25 protein-coding genes are annotated in these 23475 nt (G+C 71.0%); 18 read left to right on the top strand and 7 right to left on the bottom strand.

From position 1 onward, the window contains the following. Positions 1 to 49: 49 nt before the first annotated feature. A complete protein-coding gene (locus ACWGO0_RS10795) occupies positions 50 to 910 on the bottom strand; it encodes a biotin--[acetyl-CoA-carboxylase] ligase (RefSeq protein ID WP_453531238.1) in 861 nt (286 codons plus the stop codon). 194 nt (positions 911 to 1104) lie between these two features. Here ACWGO0_RS10795 and ACWGO0_RS10800 point away from each other — a divergent pair, with 194 nt between their 5' ends. The 4 genes from ACWGO0_RS10800 to ACWGO0_RS10815 all read left to right on the top strand — a co-directional run bounded on the left by ACWGO0_RS10800 (position 1105) and on the right by ACWGO0_RS10815 (position 3765). Next, positions 1105 to 2685, top strand: coding sequence for an acyl-CoA carboxylase subunit beta (locus tag ACWGO0_RS10800; RefSeq protein ID WP_453531241.1), 1581 nt, complete (start codon positions 1105 to 1107; stop codon positions 2683 to 2685). A 14-nt stretch (positions 2686 to 2699) separates the two neighbouring features. Further along, the gene (locus ACWGO0_RS10805) at positions 2700 to 2906 is read left to right on the top strand and encodes an acyl-CoA carboxylase epsilon subunit (protein WP_453531244.1); all 207 of its coding nucleotides are present in this window, start codon (positions 2700 to 2702) and stop codon (positions 2904 to 2906) included. A 92-nt stretch (positions 2907 to 2998) separates the two neighbouring features. Continuing rightward, a complete protein-coding gene (mmpB, locus tag ACWGO0_RS10810; RefSeq protein WP_453531247.1) occupies positions 2999 to 3127 on the top strand; it encodes a morphogenic membrane protein MmpB in 129 nt (42 codons plus the stop codon). A 26-nt stretch (positions 3128 to 3153) separates the two neighbouring features. Further along, positions 3154 to 3765 (top strand): Maf family protein, encoded by a 612-nt coding sequence (locus ACWGO0_RS10815; protein WP_453531250.1) that lies wholly within the window; start codon positions 3154 to 3156, stop codon positions 3763 to 3765. A 13-nt stretch (positions 3766 to 3778) separates the two neighbouring features. Here the strand turns inward: ACWGO0_RS10815 and ACWGO0_RS10820 are convergent, their stop codons facing one another. Further along, on the bottom strand, positions 3779 to 4216 hold the full coding sequence (locus ACWGO0_RS10820) for a hypothetical protein (RefSeq protein WP_453531601.1): 438 nt from the start codon (positions 4214 to 4216) through the stop codon (positions 3779 to 3781). Positions 4217 to 4585: 369 nt separating this feature from the next. Between ACWGO0_RS10820 and ACWGO0_RS10825 the strand changes: the two genes are divergently transcribed. Further along, entirely contained in the window at positions 4586 to 6340 is a 1755-nt protein-coding gene (locus ACWGO0_RS10825) for an acetyl/propionyl/methylcrotonyl-CoA carboxylase subunit alpha (RefSeq protein ID WP_453531253.1), read from the top strand. Positions 6341 to 6476: 136 nt separating this feature from the next. Beyond that, positions 6477 to 7082, top strand: coding sequence for a TetR/AcrR family transcriptional regulator (locus tag ACWGO0_RS10830; RefSeq protein WP_453531256.1), 606 nt, complete (start codon positions 6477 to 6479; stop codon positions 7080 to 7082). A gap of 19 nt (positions 7083 to 7101) precedes the next feature. On the opposite strand, the gene ACWGO0_RS10835 is transcribed toward ACWGO0_RS10830, so the two are convergent. Beyond that, on the bottom strand, positions 7102 to 8076 hold the full coding sequence (locus ACWGO0_RS10835; protein ID WP_453531259.1) for a DeoR/GlpR family DNA-binding transcription regulator: 975 nt from the start codon (positions 8074 to 8076) through the stop codon (positions 7102 to 7104). Between the two features lie 208 nt (positions 8077 to 8284). Next, complete coding sequence (locus ACWGO0_RS10840; RefSeq protein WP_453531262.1) at positions 8285 to 9724, bottom strand: NAD(P)H-quinone dehydrogenase; 1440 nt, start codon at positions 9722 to 9724, stop codon at positions 8285 to 8287. A 250-nt stretch (positions 9725 to 9974) separates the two neighbouring features. On the opposite strand from ACWGO0_RS10840, the gene ACWGO0_RS10845 reads away from it, so the two are divergent. The 3 genes from ACWGO0_RS10845 (at position 9975) to ACWGO0_RS10855 (ending at position 13053) form a co-directional block, all read left to right on the top strand. After that, the gene (locus tag ACWGO0_RS10845) at positions 9975 to 10412 is read left to right on the top strand and encodes a gamma-glutamylcyclotransferase (protein WP_328905483.1); all 438 of its coding nucleotides are present in this window, start codon (positions 9975 to 9977) and stop codon (positions 10410 to 10412) included. A gap of 104 nt (positions 10413 to 10516) precedes the next feature. Next, entirely contained in the window at positions 10517 to 11341 is an 825-nt protein-coding gene (locus ACWGO0_RS10850; RefSeq protein ID WP_453531266.1) for a purine-nucleoside phosphorylase, read from the top strand. A gap of 71 nt (positions 11342 to 11412) precedes the next feature. Next, the gene (locus ACWGO0_RS10855; protein ID WP_453531268.1) at positions 11413 to 13053 is read left to right on the top strand and encodes a phospho-sugar mutase; all 1641 of its coding nucleotides are present in this window, start codon (positions 11413 to 11415) and stop codon (positions 13051 to 13053) included. Between the two features lie 81 nt (positions 13054 to 13134). On the opposite strand, the gene ACWGO0_RS10860 is transcribed toward ACWGO0_RS10855, so the two are convergent. After that, entirely contained in the window at positions 13135 to 13779 is a 645-nt protein-coding gene (locus tag ACWGO0_RS10860) for a PH domain-containing protein (protein WP_453531271.1), read from the bottom strand. 135 nt (positions 13780 to 13914) lie between these two features. On the opposite strand from ACWGO0_RS10860, the gene deoC reads away from it, so the two are divergent. From deoC to ACWGO0_RS10875, 3 genes are read left to right on the top strand one after another with little or no spacing between them, the layout of a single operon-like run. Then, positions 13915 to 14862: a deoxyribose-phosphate aldolase gene (deoC, locus tag ACWGO0_RS10865; RefSeq protein WP_453531274.1), complete on the top strand. Its 948-nt coding sequence runs from the start codon at positions 13915 to 13917 to the stop codon at positions 14860 to 14862. A gap of 5 nt (positions 14863 to 14867) precedes the next feature. Continuing rightward, positions 14868 to 16304: an aldehyde dehydrogenase family protein gene (locus tag ACWGO0_RS10870; RefSeq protein ID WP_453531277.1), complete on the top strand. Its 1437-nt coding sequence runs from the start codon at positions 14868 to 14870 to the stop codon at positions 16302 to 16304. Beyond that, entirely contained in the window at positions 16297 to 17208 is a 912-nt protein-coding gene (locus tag ACWGO0_RS10875; RefSeq protein WP_453531280.1) for an aldehyde dehydrogenase family protein, read from the top strand. The genes ACWGO0_RS10870 and ACWGO0_RS10875 overlap by 8 nt, the downstream gene beginning before the upstream one ends. Before the next feature lie 67 nt (positions 17209 to 17275). Here ACWGO0_RS10875 and ACWGO0_RS10880 read toward each other — a convergent pair whose 3' ends face one another. Then, positions 17276 to 17701, bottom strand: a complete 426-nt coding sequence (locus ACWGO0_RS10880) for a hypothetical protein (RefSeq protein WP_453531283.1) — start codon at positions 17699 to 17701, stop codon at positions 17276 to 17278. A 64-nt stretch (positions 17702 to 17765) separates the two neighbouring features. On the opposite strand from ACWGO0_RS10880, the gene ACWGO0_RS10885 reads away from it, so the two are divergent. After that, positions 17766 to 18473, top strand: coding sequence for a uridine kinase (locus ACWGO0_RS10885; protein WP_453531286.1), 708 nt, complete (start codon positions 17766 to 17768; stop codon positions 18471 to 18473). A gap of 147 nt (positions 18474 to 18620) precedes the next feature. On the opposite strand, the gene ACWGO0_RS10890 is transcribed toward ACWGO0_RS10885, so the two are convergent. Further along, positions 18621 to 19355 (bottom strand): SigE family RNA polymerase sigma factor, encoded by a 735-nt coding sequence (locus ACWGO0_RS10890; protein ID WP_453531289.1) that lies wholly within the window; start codon positions 19353 to 19355, stop codon positions 18621 to 18623. A gap of 180 nt (positions 19356 to 19535) precedes the next feature. On the opposite strand from ACWGO0_RS10890, the gene afsQ1 reads away from it, so the two are divergent. From afsQ1 to ACWGO0_RS10915, 5 genes are all read left to right on the top strand, one after another. Continuing rightward, positions 19536 to 20213 carry a two-component system response regulator AfsQ1 gene (afsQ1, locus tag ACWGO0_RS10895; RefSeq protein ID WP_453531292.1) on the top strand — a complete coding sequence of 226 codons (678 nt, stop codon included), beginning with the start codon at positions 19536 to 19538 and terminating at the stop codon, positions 20211 to 20213. Further along, positions 20210 to 21745: an ATP-binding protein gene (locus ACWGO0_RS10900; protein WP_453531295.1), complete on the top strand. Its 1536-nt coding sequence runs from the start codon at positions 20210 to 20212 to the stop codon at positions 21743 to 21745. Before afsQ1 ends, ACWGO0_RS10900 begins: the two co-directional genes overlap by 4 nt. A gap of 77 nt (positions 21746 to 21822) precedes the next feature. Continuing rightward, positions 21823 to 22401 (top strand): hypothetical protein, encoded by a 579-nt coding sequence (locus ACWGO0_RS10905; protein ID WP_453531604.1) that lies wholly within the window; start codon positions 21823 to 21825, stop codon positions 22399 to 22401. A gap of 72 nt (positions 22402 to 22473) precedes the next feature. Continuing rightward, complete coding sequence (locus tag ACWGO0_RS10910) at positions 22474 to 23031, top strand: VanZ family protein (RefSeq protein ID WP_453531298.1); 558 nt, start codon at positions 22474 to 22476, stop codon at positions 23029 to 23031. Between the two features lie 91 nt (positions 23032 to 23122). Continuing rightward, positions 23123 to 23338, top strand: a complete 216-nt coding sequence (locus tag ACWGO0_RS10915) for a PspC domain-containing protein (RefSeq protein WP_453531301.1) — start codon at positions 23123 to 23125, stop codon at positions 23336 to 23338. The last annotated feature ends 137 nt before the right edge of the window (positions 23339 to 23475 follow it).

Here is a 23475-nt window from a genome sequence, read left to right on the forward strand (position 1 = left end):
GCCGTGACCACGAAATGTTCACCGAGGTCCGTCCGGTGGCCGTTTGTCCTCACTCGCCCGACGGGCTCGAAAAGAGGTGCACGATGTCGCCCGCCGACACCGGCTCCTGGAGCCCGTCGCCGGTGGACAGGACGAGACGTCCGTCCCCGTCGATCGCGACGGCCTCCCCGACGACGGAACGGTCGCCGGGCAGCTCCGCCCGTACGGTCCGGTCCAGCGTCGCGCAGCCCGCCGCGTACGCCGTCTGGAGCCCGCTCGCCGCGGCGTCGCCGTTCGCCGCGCGCCACTTCACGTACCAGTCCTCCAGGCTTCGCAGGACCGCCCGCAGCAGCGTCTCCCGGTCGGTGGAGACCGCCCCGGCCAGGGCGAGCGAACCGGCCGCGGGGACGGGCAGCTCGTCCGCGCGCAGCGAGACGTTGAGCCCGATACCGATGACGACGCCCTCCCCCGCGCGCTCGGCGAGGATGCCGCCGGCCTTGCGTTCCGCGCCTTCGACCGGGACCAGCAGGTCGTTGGGCCATTTCAGTGCCGTGTCCACGCCCGCCGACTGCGCGAGGGCGGTCGCCGTCGCGACTCCGGCGAGCAGGGGCAGCCATCCCCAGCGGTGCACGGGCACGTCGCCGGGGGTCAGATAGACGGAGAAGAACAGTCCCGATCGCGGCGGCGCCGTCCAGGTCCGGTCGAGCCTGCCGCGCCCCGCGGTCTGCTCCTCGGCGACCAGCACGGTCCCCTCGGCCAGTCCGTCCGCGCGCGCGGCGAGATCGGAGTTGGTCGAGCCGGTCGTCTCCACCACGTCGACCGAGCTCCACAGCGAGTCCGGCCGGAGCAGTCCGCGGCGCAGCGCGGCGACGTTCAGGGGCGGCCGGTCCAGGTCCGACCAGCGGTTGTGTGACGCATCGGAGGGAGTCATGCAAGCCACCCTAGGTGTGGGGAACGACGCACTGCCGAACGGTAGCCGCGCCGATACGCTACGAGTCAGTAGCTGCCCGGCCGTCGAGCCGTGGCCTGTCGACCTCGCGTCCCCCACGCAGTCGCACGTCCCGGCCGAGCACCGCTGCTGAACGTTCTAGCCGTCCCCGTGACCAGGCAGGGAGCCGCCACCCGATGTCCGAGCCGCAGAGCGACATCCACACCACCGCGGGCAAGATCGCGGACCTGCAGCGCCGTATCGACGAAGCCACGCACGCGGGCTCCGCACGCGCCGTTGAGAAGCAGCACGCCAAGGGCAAGCTGACCGCCCGTGAGCGGATCGACCTCCTCCTCGACGAGGGCTCCTTCGTCGAGCTCGACGAGTTCGCCCGCCACCGGTCCACCAACTTCGGCATCGAGAAGAACCGCCCGTACGGAGACGGGGTCGTCACCGGCTACGGCACGGTCGACGGCCGGCCCGTATGCCTGTACTCACAGGATTTCACGATCTTCGGCGGCTCGCTCGGCGAGGTCTACGGCGAGAAAATCGTCAAGGTGATGGACTTCGCGATGAAGACCGGCTGCCCGGTCATCGGCATCAACGACGGTGGTGGCGCCCGCATTCAGGAGGGCGTGGCCGCTCTCGGTCTGTTCGCGGAGATCTTCCGCCGCAACGTGCACGCCTCCGGTGTGATCCCGCAGATCTCGCTGATCGTCGGACCGTGCGCGGGCGGTGCGGTGTACTCCCCCGCCATCACCGACTTCACGGTCATGGTCGACCAGACCTCGCACATGTTCATCACCGGTCCCGACGTCATCAAGACCGTCACGGGCGAGGACGTCGGCTTCGAGGAACTGGGCGGCGCCCGCACGCACAACACCACCTCCGGTGTGGCGCACCACATGGCGGGTGACGAGAAGGACGCCATCGAGTACGTCAAGTCCCTGCTGTCCTACCTCCCTTCCAACAACCTCTCCGAGGCGCCCGCGTTCCCGGAGGAGGCGGACCTGGAGGCGACGGACGAGGACCGCGAGCTCGACACGCTCATCCCGGACTCCGCGAACCAGCCCTACGACATGCACACCGCGATCGAGCACGTGCTGGACGAGGGCGAGTTCCTGGAGACCCAGGCCCTGTTCGCGCCGAACATCATCACCGGCTTCGGCCGCGTCGAGGGTCACCCGGTCGGAATCGTCGCCAACCAGCCGATGCAGTTCGCCGGTTGCCTGGACATCAACGCGAGCGAGAAGGCCGCGCGCTTCGTGCGGACCTGCGACGCGTTCAACGTCCCCGTGCTGACCTTCGTCGACGTCCCCGGCTTCCTGCCGGGTGTCGACCAGGAGTACGGCGGGATCATCCGCCGCGGCGCCAAGCTGATCTACGCCTACGCCGAGGCGACCGTTCCGCTGATCACGGTCATCACCCGCAAGGCGTTCGGCGGCGCGTACGACGTCATGGGCTCCAAGCACCTGGGCGCCGACCTCAACCTGGCCTGGCCGACCGCTCAGATCGCGGTCATGGGCGCCCAGGGAGCGGTGAACATCCTGCACCGCCGCACCATCGCGGCTGCCGAGGACCAGGAAGCGACCCGCGCGGAACTGATCGCCGACTACGAGGACGCGCTCCTCAACCCGTACGTCGCGGCCGAGCGCGGCTACGTCGACGCGGTGATCATGCCCTCCGACACCCGCGCCCACATCGTCAAGGGCCTGCGCCAGCTCCGTACCAAGCGGGAATCCCTTCCCCCGAAGAAGCACGGCAACATCCCCCTCTAGAGAGGACCCAGGCCATGATCAAGGTCGTACGGGGCAATCCGACCCCGGAGGAGCTGGCCGCCGCACTCGCGGTGGTCCAGGCGCGCGCCGCGGCCACCGCCGCACTGCCGTCCGGCGCGCCGGTACCGCCCGAGCAGTGGTCCGACCCGGGCCGCATCGCGCGCCGCGGCGCTCTCCGGCCGGGCCCGCGCTCCTGGGCGCGGACGTACTGGCCCGTCTGAGCACGCGCGCACCGAGGGCCCTCGCGTACTGCTGTGACGGCTGAGTACCCGTACTCAGGCGTCACAGCAGTCACCGCAGCAGGATCGTTTCCATGCTGTGGTCCGATCCCGAGAACAAACCGCCGAAAGAGCTCCGCGAAGCCCAGGCGATGCTGCGCCGCGCGGGTCTGCTGCTGGCGCTCGCCATGGTGATCGCCATGTTCGTCCTCGGTATCCGCTGAGCACGCGGGCCCCGCGCCCTTCTACGATGGCCGCTATGACTGATCAGCGCCGCCTCGTCCTCGCCTCCGCGTCTCCCGCCCGCCTCGGCCTCCTGCGCCAGGCCGGTTTCGCCCCCGAGGTGATCGTCAGCGGTGTGGACGAGGACGCGCTGTCCGCGCCCACGCCCGGCGAGCTGGCGCTCGTCCTGGCCGAGGCCAAGGCCGCGGCGGTCGCGGCCCGCCCGGAGGCGGCCGGCGCACTGGTGATCGGCTGCGACTCGGTGCTCGAACTGGACGGTGAGGCGCTGGGCAAGCCCGCCGACAGCGAGGAGGCCACCGCCCGCTGGAAGTCCATGCGCGGCCGGGCCGGTGTGCTGCAGACCGGGCACAGCGTGATCGACACCGCGACCGGCCGTACGGCCTCCGTGACGGCGTCCACCGTCGTACGGTTCGGCGAGCCGACCGACGCCGAGATCGCCGCCTACGTCGCCTCCGGCGAACCGCTCCATGTGGCGGGCGCGTTCACACTGGACGGCCGCTCGGCGCCGTTCGTCGACTCCATCGAGGGCGACCACGGCAACGTCATCGGGCTCTCGCTGCCGACGCTGCGCCGCCTGCTCGGCGAACTGGGCTTCTCCGTCACCGACTTGTGGGTCTGAGACGCCGCCTGGCTCAGACGGGCGCCGGAGCTCCCGCTTCGGCGCCGTCACCCTCCATGGCGTCCTCCCGGCCGTACCCCAGCAGTGTCAGCACGAGCAGGGCGAGCACGGCCATCATCACGGCGAACGCGGACCAGCCGACCAGGCCCACCGTGAGGGCGCCCAGCACCCCGTGCACGACGGCGCAGCCGATCAGGGCGATCCGCCCGGCGCGGCCCGGCGCCCGGTCGCGGACTCCGGCCACCAGCGCGACGAGACCGCAGAGCACCAGCAGGAGGCCGGAGCCCCAGCCCAGCACCCACGTGCCCGTGGACATGGCCCCGGGGTCCATTCCGGCGAGGGACATCTGCTGGTTGTCGACGACCGTCGCGAGTACGGCGTTGATGAGCACGATCCCCACGGCTTCCCCGAACAGCACGACCCCGGTCACCACGGCCACCGGTCTGCGTATCACCGCGCCCACCCCCTGTTACCTGCAGTACCTGCGATATCGCGGACCCTACTAACGGGTAATGGTTGGGACAAGAGGTCTGGCGGAGGTTTGGCGGCCCTCGCGCGACCGCAAAGAAACGCCCGGCCGTTGGTAGGGACCCCACAAAGAAACACCTGGGGTCGTTGACCTAACGAACAGAGACCTGGACCACACCTCGTGGCTACTGTGCGGTTAAGGAACCCGGCGTAACGTGGTGCGACAAGGGATTTCACGACTCCAGCAACCCTCGAATCACACTCCGTGTGGGCAAGCTCACCAGTGGGGACGGGTCGTACGGCCGTGTCGGTAGTCCCTAAACTCAGCTTGTTTTTCAAGGAGGGAGTCATCGTGCGCAAGGTGCTCATCGCCAACCGTGGCGAAATCGCTGTCCGCGTTGCTCGGGCTTGCCGGGATGCCGGAATCGCGAGCGTAGCCGTCTACGCCGATCCGGACCGGGACGCTCTGCATGTCCGCGCGGCCGACGAGGCGTTCGCTCTGGGCGGTGACACCCCGGCCGCCAGCTATCTGGACATGGCCAAGGTGCTCCAGGCTGCCAAGGACTCCGGGGCGGACGCGATCCACCCGGGTTACGGCTTCCTGTCGGAGAACGCCGAGTTCGCCCAGGCCGTGCTCGACGCCGGTCTGACCTGGATCGGCCCGCCGCCGCAGGCCATCCGTGACCTCGGCGACAAGGTCGCCGCTCGCCACATCGCCCAGCGCGCCGGTGCGCCGCTGGTGGCCGGCACGCCCGACCCGGTCACCGGCTCGGACGAGGTCGTCGCCTTCGCCCGCGAGAACGGCCTGCCGATCGCGATCAAGGCCGCCTTCGGCGGTGGCGGGCGTGGCCTGAAGGTCGCCCGCACCCTCGAAGAGGTCCCGGAGCTGTACGACTCCGCGGTCCGCGAGGCCGTCGCCGCCTTCGGGCGCGGCGAGTGCTTCGTCGAGCGCTACCTCGACAAGCCGCGCCACGTCGAGACCCAGTGCCTGGCCGACACCCACGGCAACGTGGTCGTCGTCTCCACCCGTGACTGCTCGCTCCAGCGCCGCCACCAGAAGCTGGTGGAGGAGGCCCCCGCGCCGTTCCTGAGCGAGGCGCAGAACGCCGAGCTGTACGCCGCGTCGAAGGCCATCCTCAAGGAGGCCGGTTACGTCGGCGCGGGCACCGTCGAGTTCCTCGTCGGCACCGACGGCACGATCTCCTTCCTGGAGGTCAACACCCGACTCCAGGTCGAGCACCCGGTCACCGAGGAGGTCACCGGCATCGACCTCGTACGCGAGATGTTCCGTATCGCCGACGGCGAGGAGCTCGGTTACGGCGACCCCGCCGTGCGCGGGCACTCCTTCGAGTTCCGGATCAACGGCGAGGACCCGGGCCGCGGCTTCCTGCCCGCCCCGGGCACCGTGACCACCTTCAACGCGCCCTCGGGTCCGGGCGTGCGCCTGGACGCGGGCGTGGAGTCCGGCAGCGTCATCGGCCCCGCCTGGGACTCGCTGCTGGCGAAGCTGATCGTGACCGGTGCGACGCGTGCGCAGGCGCTCCAGCGGGCCGCTCGCGCGCTGGCGGAGTTCAAGGTCGAGGGCATGGCCACGGCCATCCCCTTCCACCAGGCCGTCGTGGTCGACCCCGCCTTCACCGCCGACCCGTTCCGGGTCCACACGCGGTGGATCGAGACGGAGTTCGTCAACGAGATCAAGCCCTTCGCTCCCGCAGGCGCGGACGCGGAGGACGAGGACGGCAGCCGCGAGACGATCGTCGTCGAGGTCGGCGGCAAGCGCCTTGAAGTCTCGCTGCCCGTCTCGCTCGGTATGAGCCTGGCCCGTACGGGCCTGGCGGCCGGTGCGAAGCCCAAGCGCCGCGCGGCGAAGAAGGCCGGCTCCGCGGCCTCCGGCGACACGCTCGCCTCGCCGATGCAGGGCACGATCGTCAAGGTCGCGGTCGAGGAGGGCCAGGAGGTCAAGGAGGGCGACCTCGTCGTCGTCCTGGAGGCCATGAAGATGGAGCAGCCTCTCAACGCCCACCGCTCCGGCACCGTCAAGGGCCTGGCCGCCGAGGTCGGCGGCTCGGTCTCCTCCGGCGCCATGATCTGCGAGATCAAGGACTGAACCCTCCTTCCGAGGGCCCCGCAGGAGTCGTGCGACTCCTGCGGGGCCCTCCGGCGTTCACGGAGTGGGTGGCATCCTGGACCCGTGGGCGTACGCACACAGGGGTGTACGGCCGGGAGATGCGGAGGACTGCGCGATGGCGACGAGCACGGCACAGACGCCGGCACAGAGCCCGGGACGGCCGATGCGCGCCGACGCGCGCCGCAACTACGACCGGCTGCTGGGCGAGGCCCGCACCTCCTTCGCGGAGCACGGCACCGATGCCTCGCTGGAGGACATCGCGCGCCACGCGGGGGTGGGCATCGGCACGCTGTACCGGCACTTCCCGAACCGCCAGGCCCTGATGAACGCGGTCTTCCAGGAGGCCCTGACCGCGCTGCTCACCCGCTCCCGCGAGCTGGCGGAGGCGGAGCACCCGTGCCGGGCTCTCGTGGAGTGGCTGGGCGCGATCGTCACGCACGCGGGTGAGTACCGGGGGGTGGCCCAGGCGCTCATGTCGGCTTCGCGGGACGAGACTTCGGCCCTGGCGCAGTGCAATGTGCCGTTGCGTCAGGCGGGCGCACGCCTGCTCGCCCGGGCGCAGGAGAGCGGCGCCGTGCGGGCGGACGTGTCGATCGACGACCTGATGCAGCTGACGAATGCCATCGCGCTGGCCGCCGAGCAGTCCCCCGACGACCCCGGCCTCGCGGACCGTCTGCTGACGCTGACACTCCGGGGGCTGAAGGGCCCGGACAGGCCCTAGGGCCCGTCGGGTTCAGGCCCTAGCGGCGTCGCAGATCGGCCACCCGGGCCCGGTCCCCCGACCCCTGGTCGGCGAGCGCCGCTGCGCTCCGCAACTGCTGGCCCAGGGCCCCGGAACCGCCCGCCTGTGTACGGCGCTGTCCCGGCAGCGGCATGTCGCGTCTGGCCTGGCGGCCGGGCGGGACCCCGTCCCCGGGGCCGGACGACTCCGCGTCGGGACCGGCGATCGTGATCTCCACGCCCTGGTCGGCCAGGGCCTGGAGCTCGGTCGCGGCCCGCTCGTCGTGGACCGGCGGTTCGTCCGTGACGAGCCGGGTGATGAGGTCGGTGGGCACCGTCTGGAACATGGTGTCGGAGCCGAGCTTGGTGTGGTCCGCGAGGACCACCACCTCGGCGGCCGCCTGCACCAGCGCCCGGTCCACGCTCGCCGAGAGCATGTTGGACGTGGAAAGACCGCGTTCCGCGGTGAGGCCGCTCCCGGAGAGGAACGCCCGCGAGACCCGCAGCCCCTGGAGGGACTGTTCGGCCCCGCTGCCCACGAGCGCGTAGTTGCTCCCGCGCAGCGTGCCGCCGGTCATCACCACTTCGACCCGGTTGGCATGCGCCAACGCCTGGGCTACCAGCAGTGAGTTGGTGACGACGGTCAGACCGGGAACCCGCGCGAGCCGGCGGGCCAGCTCCTGCGTGGTCGTTCCGGCGCCGACCACGATGGCCTCGCCCTCACCGACCAGTCCGGCGGCCAGGTCGGCGATGGCCGTCTTCTCCGCGGTGGAGAGATGGGATTTTTGCGGAAAGCCGGACTCCCGCGTGAAGCCGCCCGGCAAAACCGCACCGCCGTGCCGGCGGTCGAGGAGTCCTTCTGCCTCCAGTGCCCGCACGTCCCGCCGTACGGTCACTTCGGAGGTCTGGACGACGCGGGCGAGCTCACGGAGCGATACCGCCCCGTTGGCGCGCACCATTTCGAGGATCAACTGACGACGTTCTGCAGCGAACACGAAACTGACAGTAACCTGGCCGTCTGTTGGTTTTCAGCAGTTTGCGCCGAATAACAGAAGTTGCACATGAATGGGGCCGCCAAGTGGTATAGGCGGCCCCGTTGTTGTGACGGAGTCGGAAGGACCCGGGCGGGAGCGGTCACAAACGCTCCGCCGCCCCGTCCGGGTTGCCGGGGGTTGCCGGGGAATGCCGGGCTTCCGGCGGGTCCTACGACTCGCCCGTGAGCTTCCGGGTGTGCAACTGCCGGGCCACTTCCGCGATCGATCCGGACAGCGACGGGTACACGGTGAAAGCGTTTGCGATCTGTTCCACCGTCAGGTTGTTGTCGACCGCGATCGAGATCGGGTGGATCAGCTCGCTGGCGCGCGGGGCGACGACACAGCCGCCCACCACGATGCCGGTGCCGGGCCGGCAGAAGATCTTGACGAAGCCGTCCCGGATGCCCTGCATCTTGGCGCGCGGGTTGCGCAGCAGCGGCAGCTTCACGACCCGGGCGTCGATCTTGCCCGCGTCGACATCGGCCTGGCTGTAGCCGACCGTCGCGATCTCGGGGTCGGTGAACACGTTCGACGAGACCGTCTTGAGGTTCAGCGGGGCCACCGCGTCACCGAGGAAGTGGTACATCGCGATCCGGCCCTGCATCGCGGCGACCGAGGCCAGCGCGAAGATCCCGGTGACGTCACCGGCCGCGTACACGCCGGGGGCGCTGGTGCGGGAGACCCGGTCGGTCAGGATGTGGCCCGACTCCTTGAGCCTGACCCCGGCCTCCTCCAGGCCCATGCCCGCGGTGTTCGGGATCGCGCCGACCGCCATCAGGCAGTGCGAGCCGGAGATGACACGGCCGTCGGCGAGGGTGACCTCGACCCGGTCGCCCACGCGCTTGGCGGACTGGGCGCGGGAGCGCGCCATGACGTTCATGCCGCGGCGGCGGAAGACGTCCTCCAGGACCGCGGCGGCGTCCGGGTCCTCGCCGGGCAGCACGCGGTCGCGCGAGGAGACGAGCGTGACGCGCGAGCCGAGCGCCTGGTAGGCGCCGGCGAACTCCGCGCCTGTGACACCGGAGCCGACGACGATGAGCTCGTCGGGGAGCTCGTCGAGGTCGTAGACCTGGGTCCAGTTCAGGATGCGCTCGCCGTCGGGGAGCGCGTCCGGGATCTCCCGGGGGTGTCCGCCGGTCGCGACCAGCACGGCGTCGGCGGTCAGCGACTCCTCCGTACCGTCGGCGGCGGTGACGACGACCTGGCGGGAGCCGTCAGCGGCCTGGAGGCCCTCCAGCCGGCCGCGTCCGCGCATCACGCGGGCTCCCGCGCGGGTGACGGACGCGGTGATGTCGTGGGACTGGGCCAGTGCGAGGCGCTTGACTCGTCGGTTGACCTTGCCGAGGTCGACGCCGACCACACGCGCCGCCTGCTCCATATGGGGCGTGTCGTCCGCGACGATGATGCCCAACTCCTCGTACGAAGAGTCGAAGGTGGTCATCACCTCTGCCGTCGCGATCAGGGTCTTGGAGGGCACGCAGTCGGTGAGTACCGACGCGCCGCCGAGGCCGTCGCAGTCGACGACGGTCACCTCCGCGCCGAGCTGGGCGCCCACCAGTGCTGCCTCGTAGCCGCCGGGGCCGCCGCCGATGATCACGATCCGGGTCACGAAAAGTCCGCCTCGCGTGGTGTCATCCCGCGGCCGTATGCCGCCGCGGCCGGGGTCCGGGGGATGAGCCCGGGGAATGCAGTACGTACGCCATTGTCCCGCACGCGCCAAAGTGCTTCGCCCCGGGGCCCTCCATACGTGGGCGGGGCCCGCCGGGGCAGGCCCGCGTCCGGCACGGACGGGGCTTTCCGGCGGGGCCCCGCACACGGGAACCGGCACTCCCGCGGCCACCTCCCGTACCCTCGACCACATGTCGCTCTACGCCGCGTACGCCGGCAACCTCGACGCGCGGCTGATGACGCGCCGCGCTCCGCATTCCCCGCTGCGCGGCACCGGCTGGCTGAACGGCTGGCGGCTGACGTTCGGCGGGGAGCAGATGGGCTGGGAGGGCGCGCTGGCCACGGTGGTCGAGGCGCCCCGCTCCCAGGTCTTCGTCGCGCTGTACGACATCGCGCCGATGGACGAGGACTCCATGGACCGCTGGGAAGGCGTCGGTCTCGACATCTACCGGCGGATGCGCGTGCGCGTGCACACCCTGGACGGCGAGGAGCCGGCCTGGATGTATGTGCTGAACGGGTACGAGGGCGGGCTGCCGTCCGCCCGCTACCTGGGCGAGGTGGCGGACGCCGCGGAGTCCGCGGGAGCCCCGCACGACTACGTGATGGAACTGCGCAAGCGCCCCTGCTGAGCGCCTCCCGCGCCTCACTCCTGTACGAACGTACGAACAGGTCCCGCCGGCTTCTGCGCATGGTCATCTACGCGCGTAGGGATTCACCGGCTACCCTCATCCGCGTGAACGCATCTGTTATTCCGGACAACATCCAGGGCGACCCGCACGCCGCCGCCGCCGACGCCGCCGCCCGCCTCCGCGAGCTGACCGGCGCCGAGACCCACGACGTCGCTCTCGTGATGGGCTCCGGGTGGGCCCCCGCGGGCGATGCGCTCGGCGCTCCGGAAGCCGAGTTCCCTGTGACCGAACTGCCCGGGTTCCCGGCGCCCGCGGTGGAGGGGCACGGCGGCACGATCCGCTCGTACCTGATCGGCGGCAAGCGCGTCCTGGTCTTCCTCGGCCGCACGCACTTCTACGAGGGCCGCGGCGTCGCCGCCGTCTCGCACGGAGTCCGTACGGCGGTCGCCGCGGGCTGCAAGACCGTCGTGCTGACGAACGGCTGCGGCGGTCTGCGCGAGGGCATGCGCCCCGGGCAGCCGGTGCTGATCAGTGACCACATCAACCTGACGGCGGCGTCCCCGATCATCGGCGCCAACTTCGTCGACCTGACCGACCTGTACTCGCCGCGGCTGCGCGCACTGTGCAAGGAGATCGACGAGACGCTCGAAGAGGGCGTGTACGTGCAGTTCCCCGGCCCGCACTACGAGACCCCGGCCGAGATCAACATGGTCCGCGTCATGGGCGGCGACCTGGTCGGCATGTCCACGGTCCTGGAGGCCATCGCCGCGCGTGAGGCGGGGGCTGAGGTACTGGGCATCTCACTCGTGACGAACCTGGCCGCAGGGCTGTCCGGCGAACCGCTCAACCACGAAGAGGTACTCCAGGCCGGCCGCGACTCGGCCACCCGGATGGGCGCACTGCTGGCGCGGGTGCTGGACCGGATCTGACGTTCCCCCGGGGCGGAGCCCCTGCGCAGTCCCCATACCGAGCCCCCGTTACCCGCAGAGAGGCGGACCCCGTGCAGCAGGACCTCATCGCGCAGGCCAGGACGTGGCTGGCCGAGGACCCGGACCCCGAGACCCGTGACGAGCTCGGCAAGCTCATCGACTCCGAGGATCTCGACGAGCTCGCCGTGCGCTTCGCCGGCACGCTGCAGTTCGGCACGGCCGGGCTGCGCGGGGAGATCGGGGCGGGGCCCATGCGGATGAACAGGTCCGTGGTCATCCGGGCCGCCGCCGGGCTCGCCGCGTATCTGACCGCGCGGGGACTTGGCGGTGGTCTCGTCGTGATCGGGTACGACGCCCGGTACAAGTCCACCGAGTTCGCGCGCGACACCGCGGCCGTGATGACCGGCGCCGGGCTGCGGGCGGCGGTGCTCCCCCGCCCGCTCCCCACCCCCGTACTGGCGTACGCCATAAGGCATCTGGGTGCCGTCGCGGGCATCGAGGTCACCGCGAGCCACAACCCGCCGCGCGACAACGGATACAAGGTCTACCTCGGCGACGGCTCGCAGATCGTGCCCCCGGCCGACGGCGAGATCGCCTCCGCGATCGAGGCGGTCGGCCCGCTCGACACGGTGCCACGCCCCATCGAGGGCTGGCAGGTCCTCGGCGACGAGGTCCTGGACGCCTATCTCGCCCGTACGGACGCGGTGCTCAGCACCGGCTCGCCGCGTACCGCCCGCGTCGTGTACACAGCAATGCACGGCGTCGGCACGTCCGTGCTCACCGCAGCGTTCGCACGGGCCGGGTTCCCGGAGCCCGTCCTCGTCGCCGAGCAGGCCGAGCCCGACCCCGCGTTCCCCACCGTCGCCTTCCCCAACCCGGAAGAGCCCGGCGCCATGGATCTCGCCTTCGCGACCGCGCGCCGCGCCGGGCCCGACATCGTCATCGCCAACGACCCCGACGCCGACCGCTGCGCCGTCGCCGTCCCCGACCCGGCGGCCGACGGCGGCTGGCGGATGCTGCGCGGCGACGAGGTCGGCACGCTCCTCGCCGCCCATCTCGTCGACCGCGGCGTCACCGGCACCTTCGCCGAGTCGATCGTGTCGTCGTCGCTGCTCGGCCGGATCGCCGGGAAGGCGGGCCTCGGATACGAGGAGACGCTGACCGGCTTCAAGTGGATCGCCCGTGTCGAGGGGCTTCGGTACGGCTACGAGGAGGCGCTCGGCTACTGCGTCGACCCCGAGGGCGTACGCGACAAGGACGGCATCACGGCCGCCCTGCTCGTCGCCGAGCTGGCCTCCGTACTCAAGGAGCGCGGCCGTACCCTCCTCGACCTCCTGGACGACCTCGCGGTCGAGCACGGTCTGCACGCCACCGACCAGCTGTCGGTCCGCGTGGAGGACCTGACGGTCATCGCGAACGCCATGCGCCGCCTGCGGGAGCAGCCGCCGACCACGCTGGCGGGCCTCGCCGTGACCTCGGCCGAGGATCTGTCGGAGGGCACGGAACTGCTGCCGCCGACCGACGGACTGCGCTACCACCTGACGGGCGCACGGGTGATCGTCCGCCCGAGCGGCACCGAGCCGAAGCTCAAGTGCTACCTGGAGGTCGTGGTGCCGGTCGCTTCGGCGGACGAACTGCCCGCGGCGCGCGCCAGGGGTGCGGAACTGCTGGCCGGGATCAAGCGCGACCTGTCGGCGGCTGCGGGGATCTGAGCCCGATCGCAATCGGGCCGAAGCCGCGGCCCCCTCGGTGCGCCACTCGTGGGGCACCGGCTGTACACCGGTGCGCGCCCCTCAGCCCATGGACAGCAGCACCACGAGCAGCACCACGCCCGCGACGGCCGGCGCGATCACCTCGTACGCCCACCGGACCGAGGACACCGCATCGCCCTGGTCCTTGCGGTGCGCTGCCCCCTCCGCCAGCTCGCGCAGATCGACCACGGTCTGGTCGGCGGCGGCGATGCGCGACGCGGTGTCTCGGACGTCGGCGTTGACGGACGACCTGCCGTACGGGTCGTCCTGCGACTGCCGCGACGCCTTCCTGGCCGCCCGCTTGCGCTCGCGCAGCGAGACGGGAACGGCCCAGAGCTGGTACTTGGTGCCCGCCTGGGTGAACAGCTCGGTCGAATACCCGGCGCGCACGTCGGCAACCTCGGACCAGGGCAGCACGATCGTCCGGAACGGGTTGCGGATACGGATCCGCTGCTCGTTCGCGAACACCGCGGGCCGCACCGTGAACGCCACGATCAGCGGAATCACGGCGAGCATGCCCGCGAGGGCCGTCCACGGGGTCCGTCCCTCGCCGCGGAACAGGGCGTCGCCGCCGATCCAGGCGGTCAGCACGATCAACAGCACACCGCAGACCAGACCGGCGACCGAACGGAAGGTCCGGTCGGCGTAGACCGGCTCGGGGTCAGGCGTGGGCGTGGGGCTCGTCATGGGCCCGATTCTGCCTGACGGCCGTCCGGGACGGCCGGGCGGCCGTGCCCCGCGGGTGCGGCGCCCGTGCGGCGCGGGAAGCGGAGGGGGCCCTGTACAGGTCGCTACGCGCGTAGATATGCTCATGTGGTGACCATGCCCACCACTGCACCCGCATTCGCCGACGCGACGGCGTCCGACAGTGCACTGCGCCGCTTCCTGCACGGGCTGCCCGGCGTCGACCCTGTCGGCCTCGAAGCGCGCGCCGCCTCTCTCGGTACCCGATCGATCAAGACGACTGCCAAGGCGTACGCCATCGATCTCGCCATCTCGATGATCGACCTGACGACGCTCGAAGGCGCGGACACCCCGGGCAAGGTCCGGGCTCTCGCCGCCAAGGCCGTCAACCCCGACCCCACCGACCGCACGACCCCGCGCACCGCCGCGGTCTGCGTCTACCCCGACATGGCGGCGACCGCCGTCGCCGCCGTGGCCGGCTCCGGAGTGAAGGTGGCGTCCGTGGCGACGGCCTTCCCCGCGGGCCGTGCCGCGCTGGCCGTCAAGCTCGCGGACGTCCGCGACGCCGTGGCGGCGGGGGCCGACGAGATCGACATGGTGATCGACCGCGGTGCCTTCCTCTCCGGCCACTACCTGAAGGTGTACGAGGAGATCGTCGCCGTGAAGGCCGAGTGCGGCTCCGCACGGCTGAAGGTGATCTTCGAGACCGGCGAGCTGTCCACGTACGACAACATCCGCCGCGCCTCCTGGCTCGGGATGCTGGCGGGCGCCGACTTCATCAAGACGTCGACCGGGAAGGTCGCGGTCAACGCGACGCCTCCGAACACCCTGCTGATGCTGGAGGCCGTGCGCGACTTCCGGGAGCAGACTGGAGTACAGGTCGGTGTGAAGCCGGCCGGCGGAATCCGCACCAGCAAGGACGCGATCAAGTTCCTCGTGCTGGTCAACGAGACCGCGGGCGAGGACTGGCTGGACAACCACTGGTTCCGCTTCGGCGCCTCCAGCCTGCTGAACGACCTGCTGATGCAGCGCCAGAAGCTCAGCACCGGCCGTTACTCCGGCCCCGATTACGTGACGGTGGACTGATCCCCATGGCATCTGTATTCGAGTACGCACCGGCTCCGGAGTCCCGCTCCGTCGTCGACATCGCCCCTTCGTACGGGCTGTTCATCGACGGCGAGTTCACCGACGCCGCCGACGGCAAGGTCTTCAAGACGGTCAGCCCGTCCTCCGAGGAGGTCCTCGCCGAGGTCGCGCAGGCAGGCGCCGACGACGTCGACCGGGCCGTCAAGGCGGCCCGCAGGGCGTTCGAGAAGTGGTCGGCGCTGCCCGGCTCCGAGCGCGCGAAGTATCTCTTCCGCATCGCCCGGATCATCCAGGAGCGCAGCCGCGAGCTCGCCGTCCTGGAGACCCTGGACAACGGCAAGCCGATCAAGGAGACCCGCGACGCGGACCTCCCCCTCGTCGCCGCGCACTTCTTCTACTACGCGGGCTGGGCCGACAAGCTGGACCACGCGGGGTACGGCGCGAACCCGCGCCCCCTGGGCGTGGCCGGCCAGGTCATCCCGTGGAACTTCCCGCTCCTGATGCTGGCGTGGAAGATCGCCCCGGCGCTCGCCACCGGCAACACGGTGGTCCTGAAGCCCGCCGAGACGACTCCGCTCTCCGCCCTCTTCTTCGCGGACATCTGCCGCCAGGCGGGCCTGCCCAAGGGTGTCGTCAACATCCTCACGGGTTACGGCGACGCGGGCGCCGCCCTCGTCGGCCACCCCGACGTGAACAAGGTCGCCTTCACCGGCTCGACCGCGGTCGGCAAGGCCATCGCCCGCCAGATCGCCGGTACGGACAAGAAGGTCACCCTGGAACTGGGCGGCAAGGGCGCCAACATCGTCTTCGACGACGCGCCCGTCGACCAGGCCGTCGAGGGCATCGTCAACGGCATCTTCTTCAACCAGGGCCAGGTCTGCTGCGCGGGCTCCCGGCTGCTCGTACAGGAGTCGGTCCAGGACGAGGTGCTGGACGCCCTCAAGCGCCGTCTGTCCACGCTGCGCCTCGGCGACCCGCTGGACAAGAACACCGACATCGGCGCGATCAACTCCGAGGAGCAGCTCTCCCGGATCACCTCCCTCGTCGAGACCGGCGAGGCGGAGGGCGCCGAGCGCTGGTCCGCGCCCTGCGAACTCCCCTCGTCCGGCTACTGGTTCGCCCCGACGCTGTTCACCAACGTCACCCAGGCGCACACCGTCGCCCGCGACGAGATCTTCGGCCCCGTGCTGTCCGTCCTCACCTTCCGTACGCCGGACGAGGCGGTCGCCAAGGCCAACAACAGCCAGTACGGCCTCTCGGCCGGCATCTGGACGGAGAAGGGCTCCCGCATCCTCGCGGTGGCCGGCAAGCTCCGGGCGGGCGTCGTCTGGGCCAACACGTTCAACAAGTTCGACCCGACGTCGCCCTTCGGCGGCTACAAGGAATCGGGCTTCGGCCGCGAAGGCGGCCGTCACGGCCTGGAGGCATACCTCGATGTCTGATGCGACGCGTCTCAGTGTCTTCAAGACCTACAAGCTGTACGTCGGGGGCAAGTTCCCCCGCTCCGAGAGCGGCCGGGTGTACGAGGTGACGGACTCCAAGGGCAGGTGGCTGGCGAACGCGCCGCAGTCCTCCCGCAAGGACGCGCGCGACGCGGTCGTGGCCGCCCGCAAGGCGTTCGGCGGCTGGTCGGGCGCGACCGCGTACAACCGCGGGCAGATCCTCTACCGCGTCGCGGAGATGCTGGAAGGCCGCAAGGACCAGTTCGTACGGGAGGTGGCGGACGCCGAGGGCCTCTCGAAGTCCAAGGCGGCGGCCGTCGTCGACGCGGCGATCGACCGCTGGGTCTGGTACGCGGGCTGGACCGACAAGATCGGCCAGATCGTCGGCGGGGCGAACCCGGTCGCGGGCCCGTTCTTCAACCTCTCCACCCCCGAGCCGACCGGTGTCGTCACGGTCCTGGCCCCCCAGAAGTCCTCGTTCCTGGGCCTGGTCTCGGTGATCGCCCCGGTGATCGCCACCGGCAACACGGCCGTGGTCATCACCTCGGCGGACTCCCCGCTGCCCGCGCTCTCCCTGGGCGAGGTGCTGGCCACCTCCGACCTCCCGGGCGGCGTGGTGAACATCCTGTCCGGGAGGACGGCGGAGCTCGCGGCCCCGCTCGCCTCCCACCAGGACGTCAACGCGATCGACCTGACGGGCGCCGACGCCGTTCTGGCGAAGGAGCTGGAGATCGCTGCGGCGGACAACATGAAGCGCGTCCTGCGCCCACAGCCTGTGGACGGAGACGGCAATGAGGCCGACTGGTCGGCCGACCCCGGCACGCGCCGCCTGACGGCCTTCCTGGAGACCAAGACGGTCTGGCACCCGACGGGCGCCCTGGGAGCCGCAGGCTCCTCGTACTGACCCTCTGCGGGCCCACCGGGCCGCCTCCTCGCCCTTCGGGGACGGAGGCGGCCCGCTGCCGTTCGCCTCAGCCGGTCAGGAACTCCGTCGCCTGCCCGACCACGGGCAGGTCGTTCAGCGCGCCACCGTTGGTCACCGGGTCGGTCACGACGGCCGTGGTCAGCGGCTTGAAGTCGGCGATCTGCGTGCCCACCGCGTTGTCCAGCGGGTCGACGCCCGTCCCGGCCAGCGGGTCGAGCTGAAGATCGGTGATGGGCGCGATGCCGCCCGCGAGGGAGTAGCCGAGCGCCCCGGTCAGCGCGGGGCCCGCGGTGTCGGTGACCGCACCGAGGGTGCTGTCGGCCTCGGTGGCCGGGGCCGCGGGCAGCGGCGCGGCCTGGGCGACCGCACCTCCCGCACCGAGCGCCGCGCCCACCGCGGTGACGGTCAGGCCCGCGCGCAGCAGAATGCGGCGCCGGGTGCGTGAAGGTGCAGACAGTGCATGACGAGCCATGGTTTTCCCACCTGATCGAGCCTGTTTCGGTAATCGTCTGTGCGCGCAGAGTAGTTGAGGTGTGATGCTCGATACCAACAGGACCTCCGGGGGGTCCCCTGCGCGGGTCAATGCCTCACACTTCTGTTCTGTGAATTCCCAACCGATCCCGACCCGCGTCGTACTGCTCGCGGGGCCCTCCGGCTCAGGCAAGTCCTCCCTGGCCGCCCGTACCGGTCTGCCGGTGCTGCGCCTGGACGACTTCTACAAGGAGGGCGACGACCCGACGCTGCCGCTGGTCACGGGCAGCACGGACATCGATTGGGACTCCGCCCGGTCCTGGGACGCGGACGCGGCGGTCGCGGCCGTCTCGGAGCTCTGCCGGACGGGGCGTACGGATGTACCGGTGTACGACCTCGCCACGAGCGCGCGCGTAGGCCACGAGGCGTTCCACATCGAACGCACTCCCCTGTTCGTGGCCGAGGGCATCTTCGCGGCGGACATCGTGGAACGCTGCCAGGAACTGGACCTCCTGGCGGACGCTCTGTGCCTGCGCGGGCGCCCCTCGACGACGTTCCGCCGGCGGCTGCTGCGGGATCTGCGCGAGGGCCGCAAGTCGGTGCCGTTCCTGCTGCGGCGCGGCTGGCGGCTGATGCGGGCCGAGCGGCGGATCGTGGCCCGGCAGACGGCGCTGGGCGCGTATCCGTGCGGCAAGGAGGAGGCGCTGGGCCGGCTGGCCGCGGCTGCGGCGGGCCGGTGCCGCCGGGCGACCGCGGGGCGCGGGACCGCGTAGCGCGGTCGTTGCGGCTATGTGGGCAACGCATGCGAAACGGGGCCGGACAGGACCCCCCGGCCCGTCCGACCCCGCTGCGTCTCCCCCGTACCGCCGCCTCCCCCGAAGCAGCGGCCCGTTCCCCCGTCCCCGTTTCCCCCCGTCGCCTCAGGCCACCAGCTCGCCGAAGGACTCCTCCTCGTCACGGCCGAAGCTGAGGACCTCGTCCTCGCGCAGCCGGCGGAGCGACCGCCAGATGCTCGACTTCACCGTGCCGACACTGATGTCGAGGATGGACGCGATCTCCGGGTCGGTGCGGCCCTCGTAGTACCGCAGGACCAGCATCGTGCGCTGGAGTTCGGGCAGCCGCGCGAGCGCCTGCCAGAGCACCGCACGCAGCTCCGTGCCGCGCATCGCGTCCGTGTCGCCCACCGTCTCCGGCAGCTCCTCGGTCGGGTATTCGTTGAGCTTGCGCCTGCGCCAGGCGCTGATGTGCAGATTGGTCATGGTGCGGCGCAGATATCCGCCGACCGCCGCCTTGTCACTGATCCTGTCCCACGCCCGGTACGTCGAGAAGAGGGCGCTCTGCAGCAGGTCCTCCGCCTCGAACCGGTCGCCGGTCAGGTGATAGGCGGTCGCGTACAGGGAGGCGCGGCGCTCCTGGACGTAGGCCGTGAACACCGCTTCGGCGTCCTCGGTCTGCGTCGCGGGCTTCCGCTCCCCCGTGACCTCCCCGTACGCGGTTCCCCCGTTGTCAACCACCGTCATGTACGACGGATGCTGACGCCCGGCGCTGCGAACGCACCCCCGTCCGTTCACCGCCCCGGACTTCTCCGGACCCCGGCCGACGTCGTGGAGACGCGTGACAACTGCGCTCGAGCCGGTGCTGTGCGTTGCGTTCATCTCGCGCCCCCCGTCGGTGGAGTCGGTTGGTTCCATGTGTCAACGAGCTTGCCCGGGCAGTTTCATGACGCTGTCCCCCGACTGTCACAGCCGTGTCACAGGGCCCCTCCCGGGCGTGCCGGAACTGTGAGAGCCGTCCAACTGTCGAACTGAGGCACCACCATGGGCCAGAATGACCCCGTGCCTTTCCTGTTGCTGATCGAGGACGACGACGCCATCCGCACGGCTCTCGAACTCTCGTTGTCACGCCAGGGCCACCGAGTGGCCACTGCGGCGACGGGAGAGGACGGCCTGAACCTGCTGCGAGAGCAGCGGCCGGACCTGGTCGTGCTGGATGTGATGCTGCCCGGGATCGACGGTTTCGAGGTGTGCCGGCGCATCCGCCGCACCGACCAGCTGCCGATCATTCTGCTGACCGCGCGCAGCGACGACATCGACGTCGTGGTGGGACTGGAGTCCGGCGCGGACGACTATGTGGTGAAGCCCGTGCAGGGCCGGGTGCTCGATGCCCGTATCCGCGCGGTGCTGCGCCGGGGCGAGCGCGAGTCCACGGACTCCGCGACGTTCGGGAACGTGATCATCGACCGCTCCGCGATGACCGTCACCAAGGACGGTGAGGACCTTCAGCTCACCCCCACCGAGCTGCGGCTGCTGCTGGAGCTGAGCCGCAGGCCCGGACAGGCGCTCTCCAGGCAGCAGCTGCTGCGCCTGGTGTGGGAGCACGACTACCTCGGCGACTCGCGGCTCGTGGACGCCTGTGTCCAGCGGCTGCGCGCGAAGGTGGAGGACGTGCCGTCCTCGCCGACCCTGATCCGTACCGTGCGTGGCGTGGGCTACCGGCTGGACTCGCCTCAGTGAGTGAACCCGCGAAGCGGACCGTGCTCACCGGTCTGCGCTGGACCAGTCTGCGACTGCGGCTCGTCGTCGTGTTCGGACTGGTGGCGCTGACGGCGGCGGTGTCCGCGTCGGGGATCGCGTACTGGCTGAACCGCGAGGCCGTGCTGACGCGTACGCAGGATTCCGCGCTCGGTGACTTCCGTCGCCAGATGCAGAACCGGGCCGCCACCCTGCCGTCGCCTCCCACCAGGGACGATCTGCAGAACGCCGCCGTGCAGATGGCGAGCAGCAGCCCTGGTTACAACGTGCTGCTGGTGGACCGGGCCGAGGGCAAGCCGATCGTCGGCTACTCCGACCTGGACTCCTTCACCCGGCAGGACGTGCCCGCCTCGTTGCAGAAGCAGGTGGGCAAGAAGCAGCCCATGACCTCGGGCAACACCTTTGAGTACCACCTGTTCTGGCAGCGCACGACCATCGGCGGCAGGCCCTATCTGGTGGCCGGGACGAAGATCATCGGCGGCGGGCCCACCGGGTACATGCTGAAGTCGCTCGATCAGGAGCGCCAGGATCTCAACTCGCTCGCCTGGTCGCTGGGCATCGCCACCGCCCTGGCCCTCGTCGGCTCCGCGCTGCTCGCCCAGGGTGCGGCGACGACCGTGCTGCGCCCGGTGCAGCGGCTCGGCGACGCGGCCCGCAAGCTCGGCGAGGGCAAACTCGACACCCGGCTCGTGGTGTCCGGGACCGATGAACTGGCCGATCTCTCCCGTACGTTCAACAGGACCGCCAGCTCGCTGGAGAAGAAGGTCGCGGACATGAGCGCGCGGGAGGAGTCCAGCCGCCGGTTCGTCGCCGACATGTCGCACGAGCTGCGGACCCCGCTGACCGCGATCACGGCCGTCGCGGAGGTGCTGGAGGACGAGGCGGACAGTCTCGACCCGATGATCGCGCCCGCCGTGCATCTCGTGGTCAGCGAGACCCGTCGGCTCAACGACCTGGTGGAGAACCTGATGGAGGTGACCCGCTTCGACGCGGGTACGGCCCGGCTCGTCCTCGACACGGTCGATGTGGCCGACCAGGTCACCGCCTGCATCGACGCCCGGGCCTGGCTGGACGCGGTGGATCTGGACGCCGAGCGCGGCATGATGGTGCGGCTCGATCCGCGCCGGCTCGATGTGATCCTGGCGAATCTGATCGGCAACGCGCTCAAACACGGCGGTTCGCCGGTGCGCGTGGCGGTGCGGACCGTCGGCGAGGAGCTGGTCATCGAGGTACGGGATCACGGTCCGGGTATCCCCGAGGACGTCCTGCCGCATGTGTTCGACCGCTTCTACAAGGCGAGTGCTTCCAGGCCCCGGTCCGAGGGCAGTGGCCTCGGACTTTCGATCGCCATGGAGAACGCGCACATCCACGGCGGTGACATCACGGCCGCCAACTCGCCTGACGGCGACGGGGCCGTGTTCGTACTGCGGCTGCCCCGCGATGCCGAGCGGCTGACCTCCGAGGCCGGGGAGCACGGCGCGGAGGACGGGAACGAGGGGGGCGGCGCCACGTGACGAGCGGCGACCGTGCGCAGGGCGCACATCGCACCGGGCGGGCGCGGAGCACCGGGCGGGCGTTTCGCACCGGCCGGGTGCTGGCCGCTGTCCTGGTGGGTGCGGCACTGGCGGCCGGGTGCGGGATCAGGTCGACCTCGGTGCCGGTGGACGCGGGCGCCGCGCCGTCCCGGGTGCCGTGCCGCACCCCCGCCCAGGACGTGACCGCGCAGTCCCTGGAGGAGATCCAGGTCCAGATCTATCTGGTCTGCGCCTCCCGGCTGGTGACGGTGAGCCGTTCGGTGCGGCTGGACGCCGTGGAGCCCGACCGTATCCGCGTCGCGCGGGTGCTCCTGGACGAGCTCCAGCAGGAGCCGGTATCCGACGAGCGGCAGGCCGGGTTCTCCACGGGCGTGCCGGTGGATCTGCGGGTCACCGAGGGCCGCGAGGGCGATCCGGCGGGTGCGCTGCGTCTGAACGAGCAGCCCGAGGACCTGCCGGCCGAGGCGCTGGCGCAGCTCGTCTGTTCGTACACGGACAGCGAGATGCTCGTGACCGGGGGCACGGTCGTCCTCGGCGGCCCCGGGAACTACGAGCCACGGGGCTATCTGTGTACGTCACAGACGAAGACCCGGCCCGGTGATGTGACCACGCCCAGGGCGCTCCAGCTGCCCTGAAACCGGCCGTGCCGTATTCCTCAGCACTTCCTGGAACTGCGCGGAACCGATCCTGCCGGTCGTGGCGTCTTGGTGGACGTGCGTCAAGGTTCGGACGGCCAGGCCGTCATCCGCTTCCGCGCGGCGGGGGTACTCCTCCTCCTCGCGCATCTGCTGATTGTCGGGTGGCTGACCCTGCGCCCCCTGGATGTGGCGTGGGTGACCGCGGCGAACTTCCAGCCCTTGGCAGGCATCAAGGCAGACCTGGCTCTCGGCCCGGTCGAGGCCGCGCACCGGTTCGGTTCGGGGCTACTGCTGCTGGCGCCGCTCGGGGTGCTGCTGCCGATGGCCGGGGGCCGGCTGTTCGTCTCCCCGTGGGCCTCGCTGGCCCGTACCGTCGCGGCCGGGGCGCTGATCTCGCTGGCCATCGAGCTGGCGCAGACCGGGGTGCCGGGCCAGGTCGTCGACGTCGACTCGCTGCTGCTGAACACCACGGGCGTGGCGATCGCGCATCTGCTGGTCGTGCCGGTCTGCCGGGCGCGGCTGCGGCGCGGGCAGCGAGCCGGGGCCGGACGGGAGGCCGCCCGACTTCGGGACGAGGCGTCTCAGGGCTCGACCCCGACGATTTCCAGGGTCGGTATCGCCCCGTAGAGCGACGCTTTGCACCCCTTCGCGGAGGGACCATGGATGCATCGGGAGCACAACAGGAGCTGCTTCCCACCGGTTCGCGAAGGAGCCCACCATGGCCGCAATTGTCCGCCCGCGTGACGGACGCATGATCGGCGGAGTGTGCGCAGCGCTGGCACGGCGCTTCGGTACCTCCGCGACGACGATGCGCGTGATCTTCCTCGCCTCGTGTCTGCTTCCCGGCCCCCAGTTCCTGCTCTACCTGGCGCTGTGGGTGCTGCTGCCTTCGGAGAAGTCGGCGGAGAAGTCGTCGACCGCGACGGCCTGGTGACCGGCGGGACCACGGGGAGAAGGACCACGGAGAGAACACGAGTGGGGGGGGGGCCCCCGCCCGGGGGGGCGCCCCCCCGGGGGGGGGGGGGGGGGTGGGGCCCCCCGCCGGCCGGCCGGGGGCCCCCACCCCCAGGG

The organism is Streptomyces sp. NPDC055749, assembly GCF_053617235.1.

Bases quoted from the DNA above. Each gene is read 5' to 3' on its own strand.
- ACWGO0_RS10805 (WP_453531244.1), top strand. From the start codon at position 2,700: ATGATCAAGGTCGTACGGGGCAATCCGACCCCGGAGGAGCTGGCCGCC.
- ACWGO0_RS10860 (WP_453531271.1), bottom strand. From the start codon at position 13,779: ATGACGAGCCCCACGCCCACGCCTGACCCCGAGCCGGTCTACGCCGAC.
- ACWGO0_RS10815 (WP_453531250.1), top strand. From the start codon at position 3,154: ATGGCCGCTATGACTGATCAGCGCCGCCTCGTCCTCGCCTCCGCGTCT.
- ACWGO0_RS10880 (WP_453531283.1), bottom strand. From the start codon at position 17,701: ATGGCTCGTCATGCACTGTCTGCACCTTCACGCACCCGGCGCCGCATT.
- ACWGO0_RS10915 (WP_453531301.1), top strand. From the start codon at position 23,123: ATGGCCGCAATTGTCCGCCCGCGTGACGGACGCATGATCGGCGGAGTG.
- ACWGO0_RS10885 (WP_453531286.1), top strand. From the start codon at position 17,766: ATGCTCGATACCAACAGGACCTCCGGGGGGTCCCCTGCGCGGGTCAAT.
- ACWGO0_RS10845 (WP_328905483.1), top strand. From the start codon at position 9,975: ATGTCGCTCTACGCCGCGTACGCCGGCAACCTCGACGCGCGGCTGATG.
- ACWGO0_RS10800 (WP_453531241.1), top strand. From the start codon at position 1,105: ATGTCCGAGCCGCAGAGCGACATCCACACCACCGCGGGCAAGATCGCG.
- ACWGO0_RS10795 (WP_453531238.1), bottom strand. From the start codon at position 910: ATGACTCCCTCCGATGCGTCACACAACCGCTGGTCGGACCTGGACCGG.
- ACWGO0_RS10875 (WP_453531280.1), top strand. From the start codon at position 16,297: ATGTCTGATGCGACGCGTCTCAGTGTCTTCAAGACCTACAAGCTGTAC.
- ACWGO0_RS10830 (WP_453531256.1), top strand. From the start codon at position 6,477: ATGGCGACGAGCACGGCACAGACGCCGGCACAGAGCCCGGGACGGCCG.
- ACWGO0_RS10890 (WP_453531289.1), bottom strand. From the start codon at position 19,355: ATGAACGCAACGCACAGCACCGGCTCGAGCGCAGTTGTCACGCGTCTC.
- mmpB (WP_453531247.1), top strand. From the start codon at position 2,999: ATGCTGTGGTCCGATCCCGAGAACAAACCGCCGAAAGAGCTCCGCGAA.
- ACWGO0_RS10870 (WP_453531277.1), top strand. From the start codon at position 14,868: ATGGCATCTGTATTCGAGTACGCACCGGCTCCGGAGTCCCGCTCCGTC.
- deoC (WP_453531274.1), top strand. From the start codon at position 13,915: ATGCCCACCACTGCACCCGCATTCGCCGACGCGACGGCGTCCGACAGT.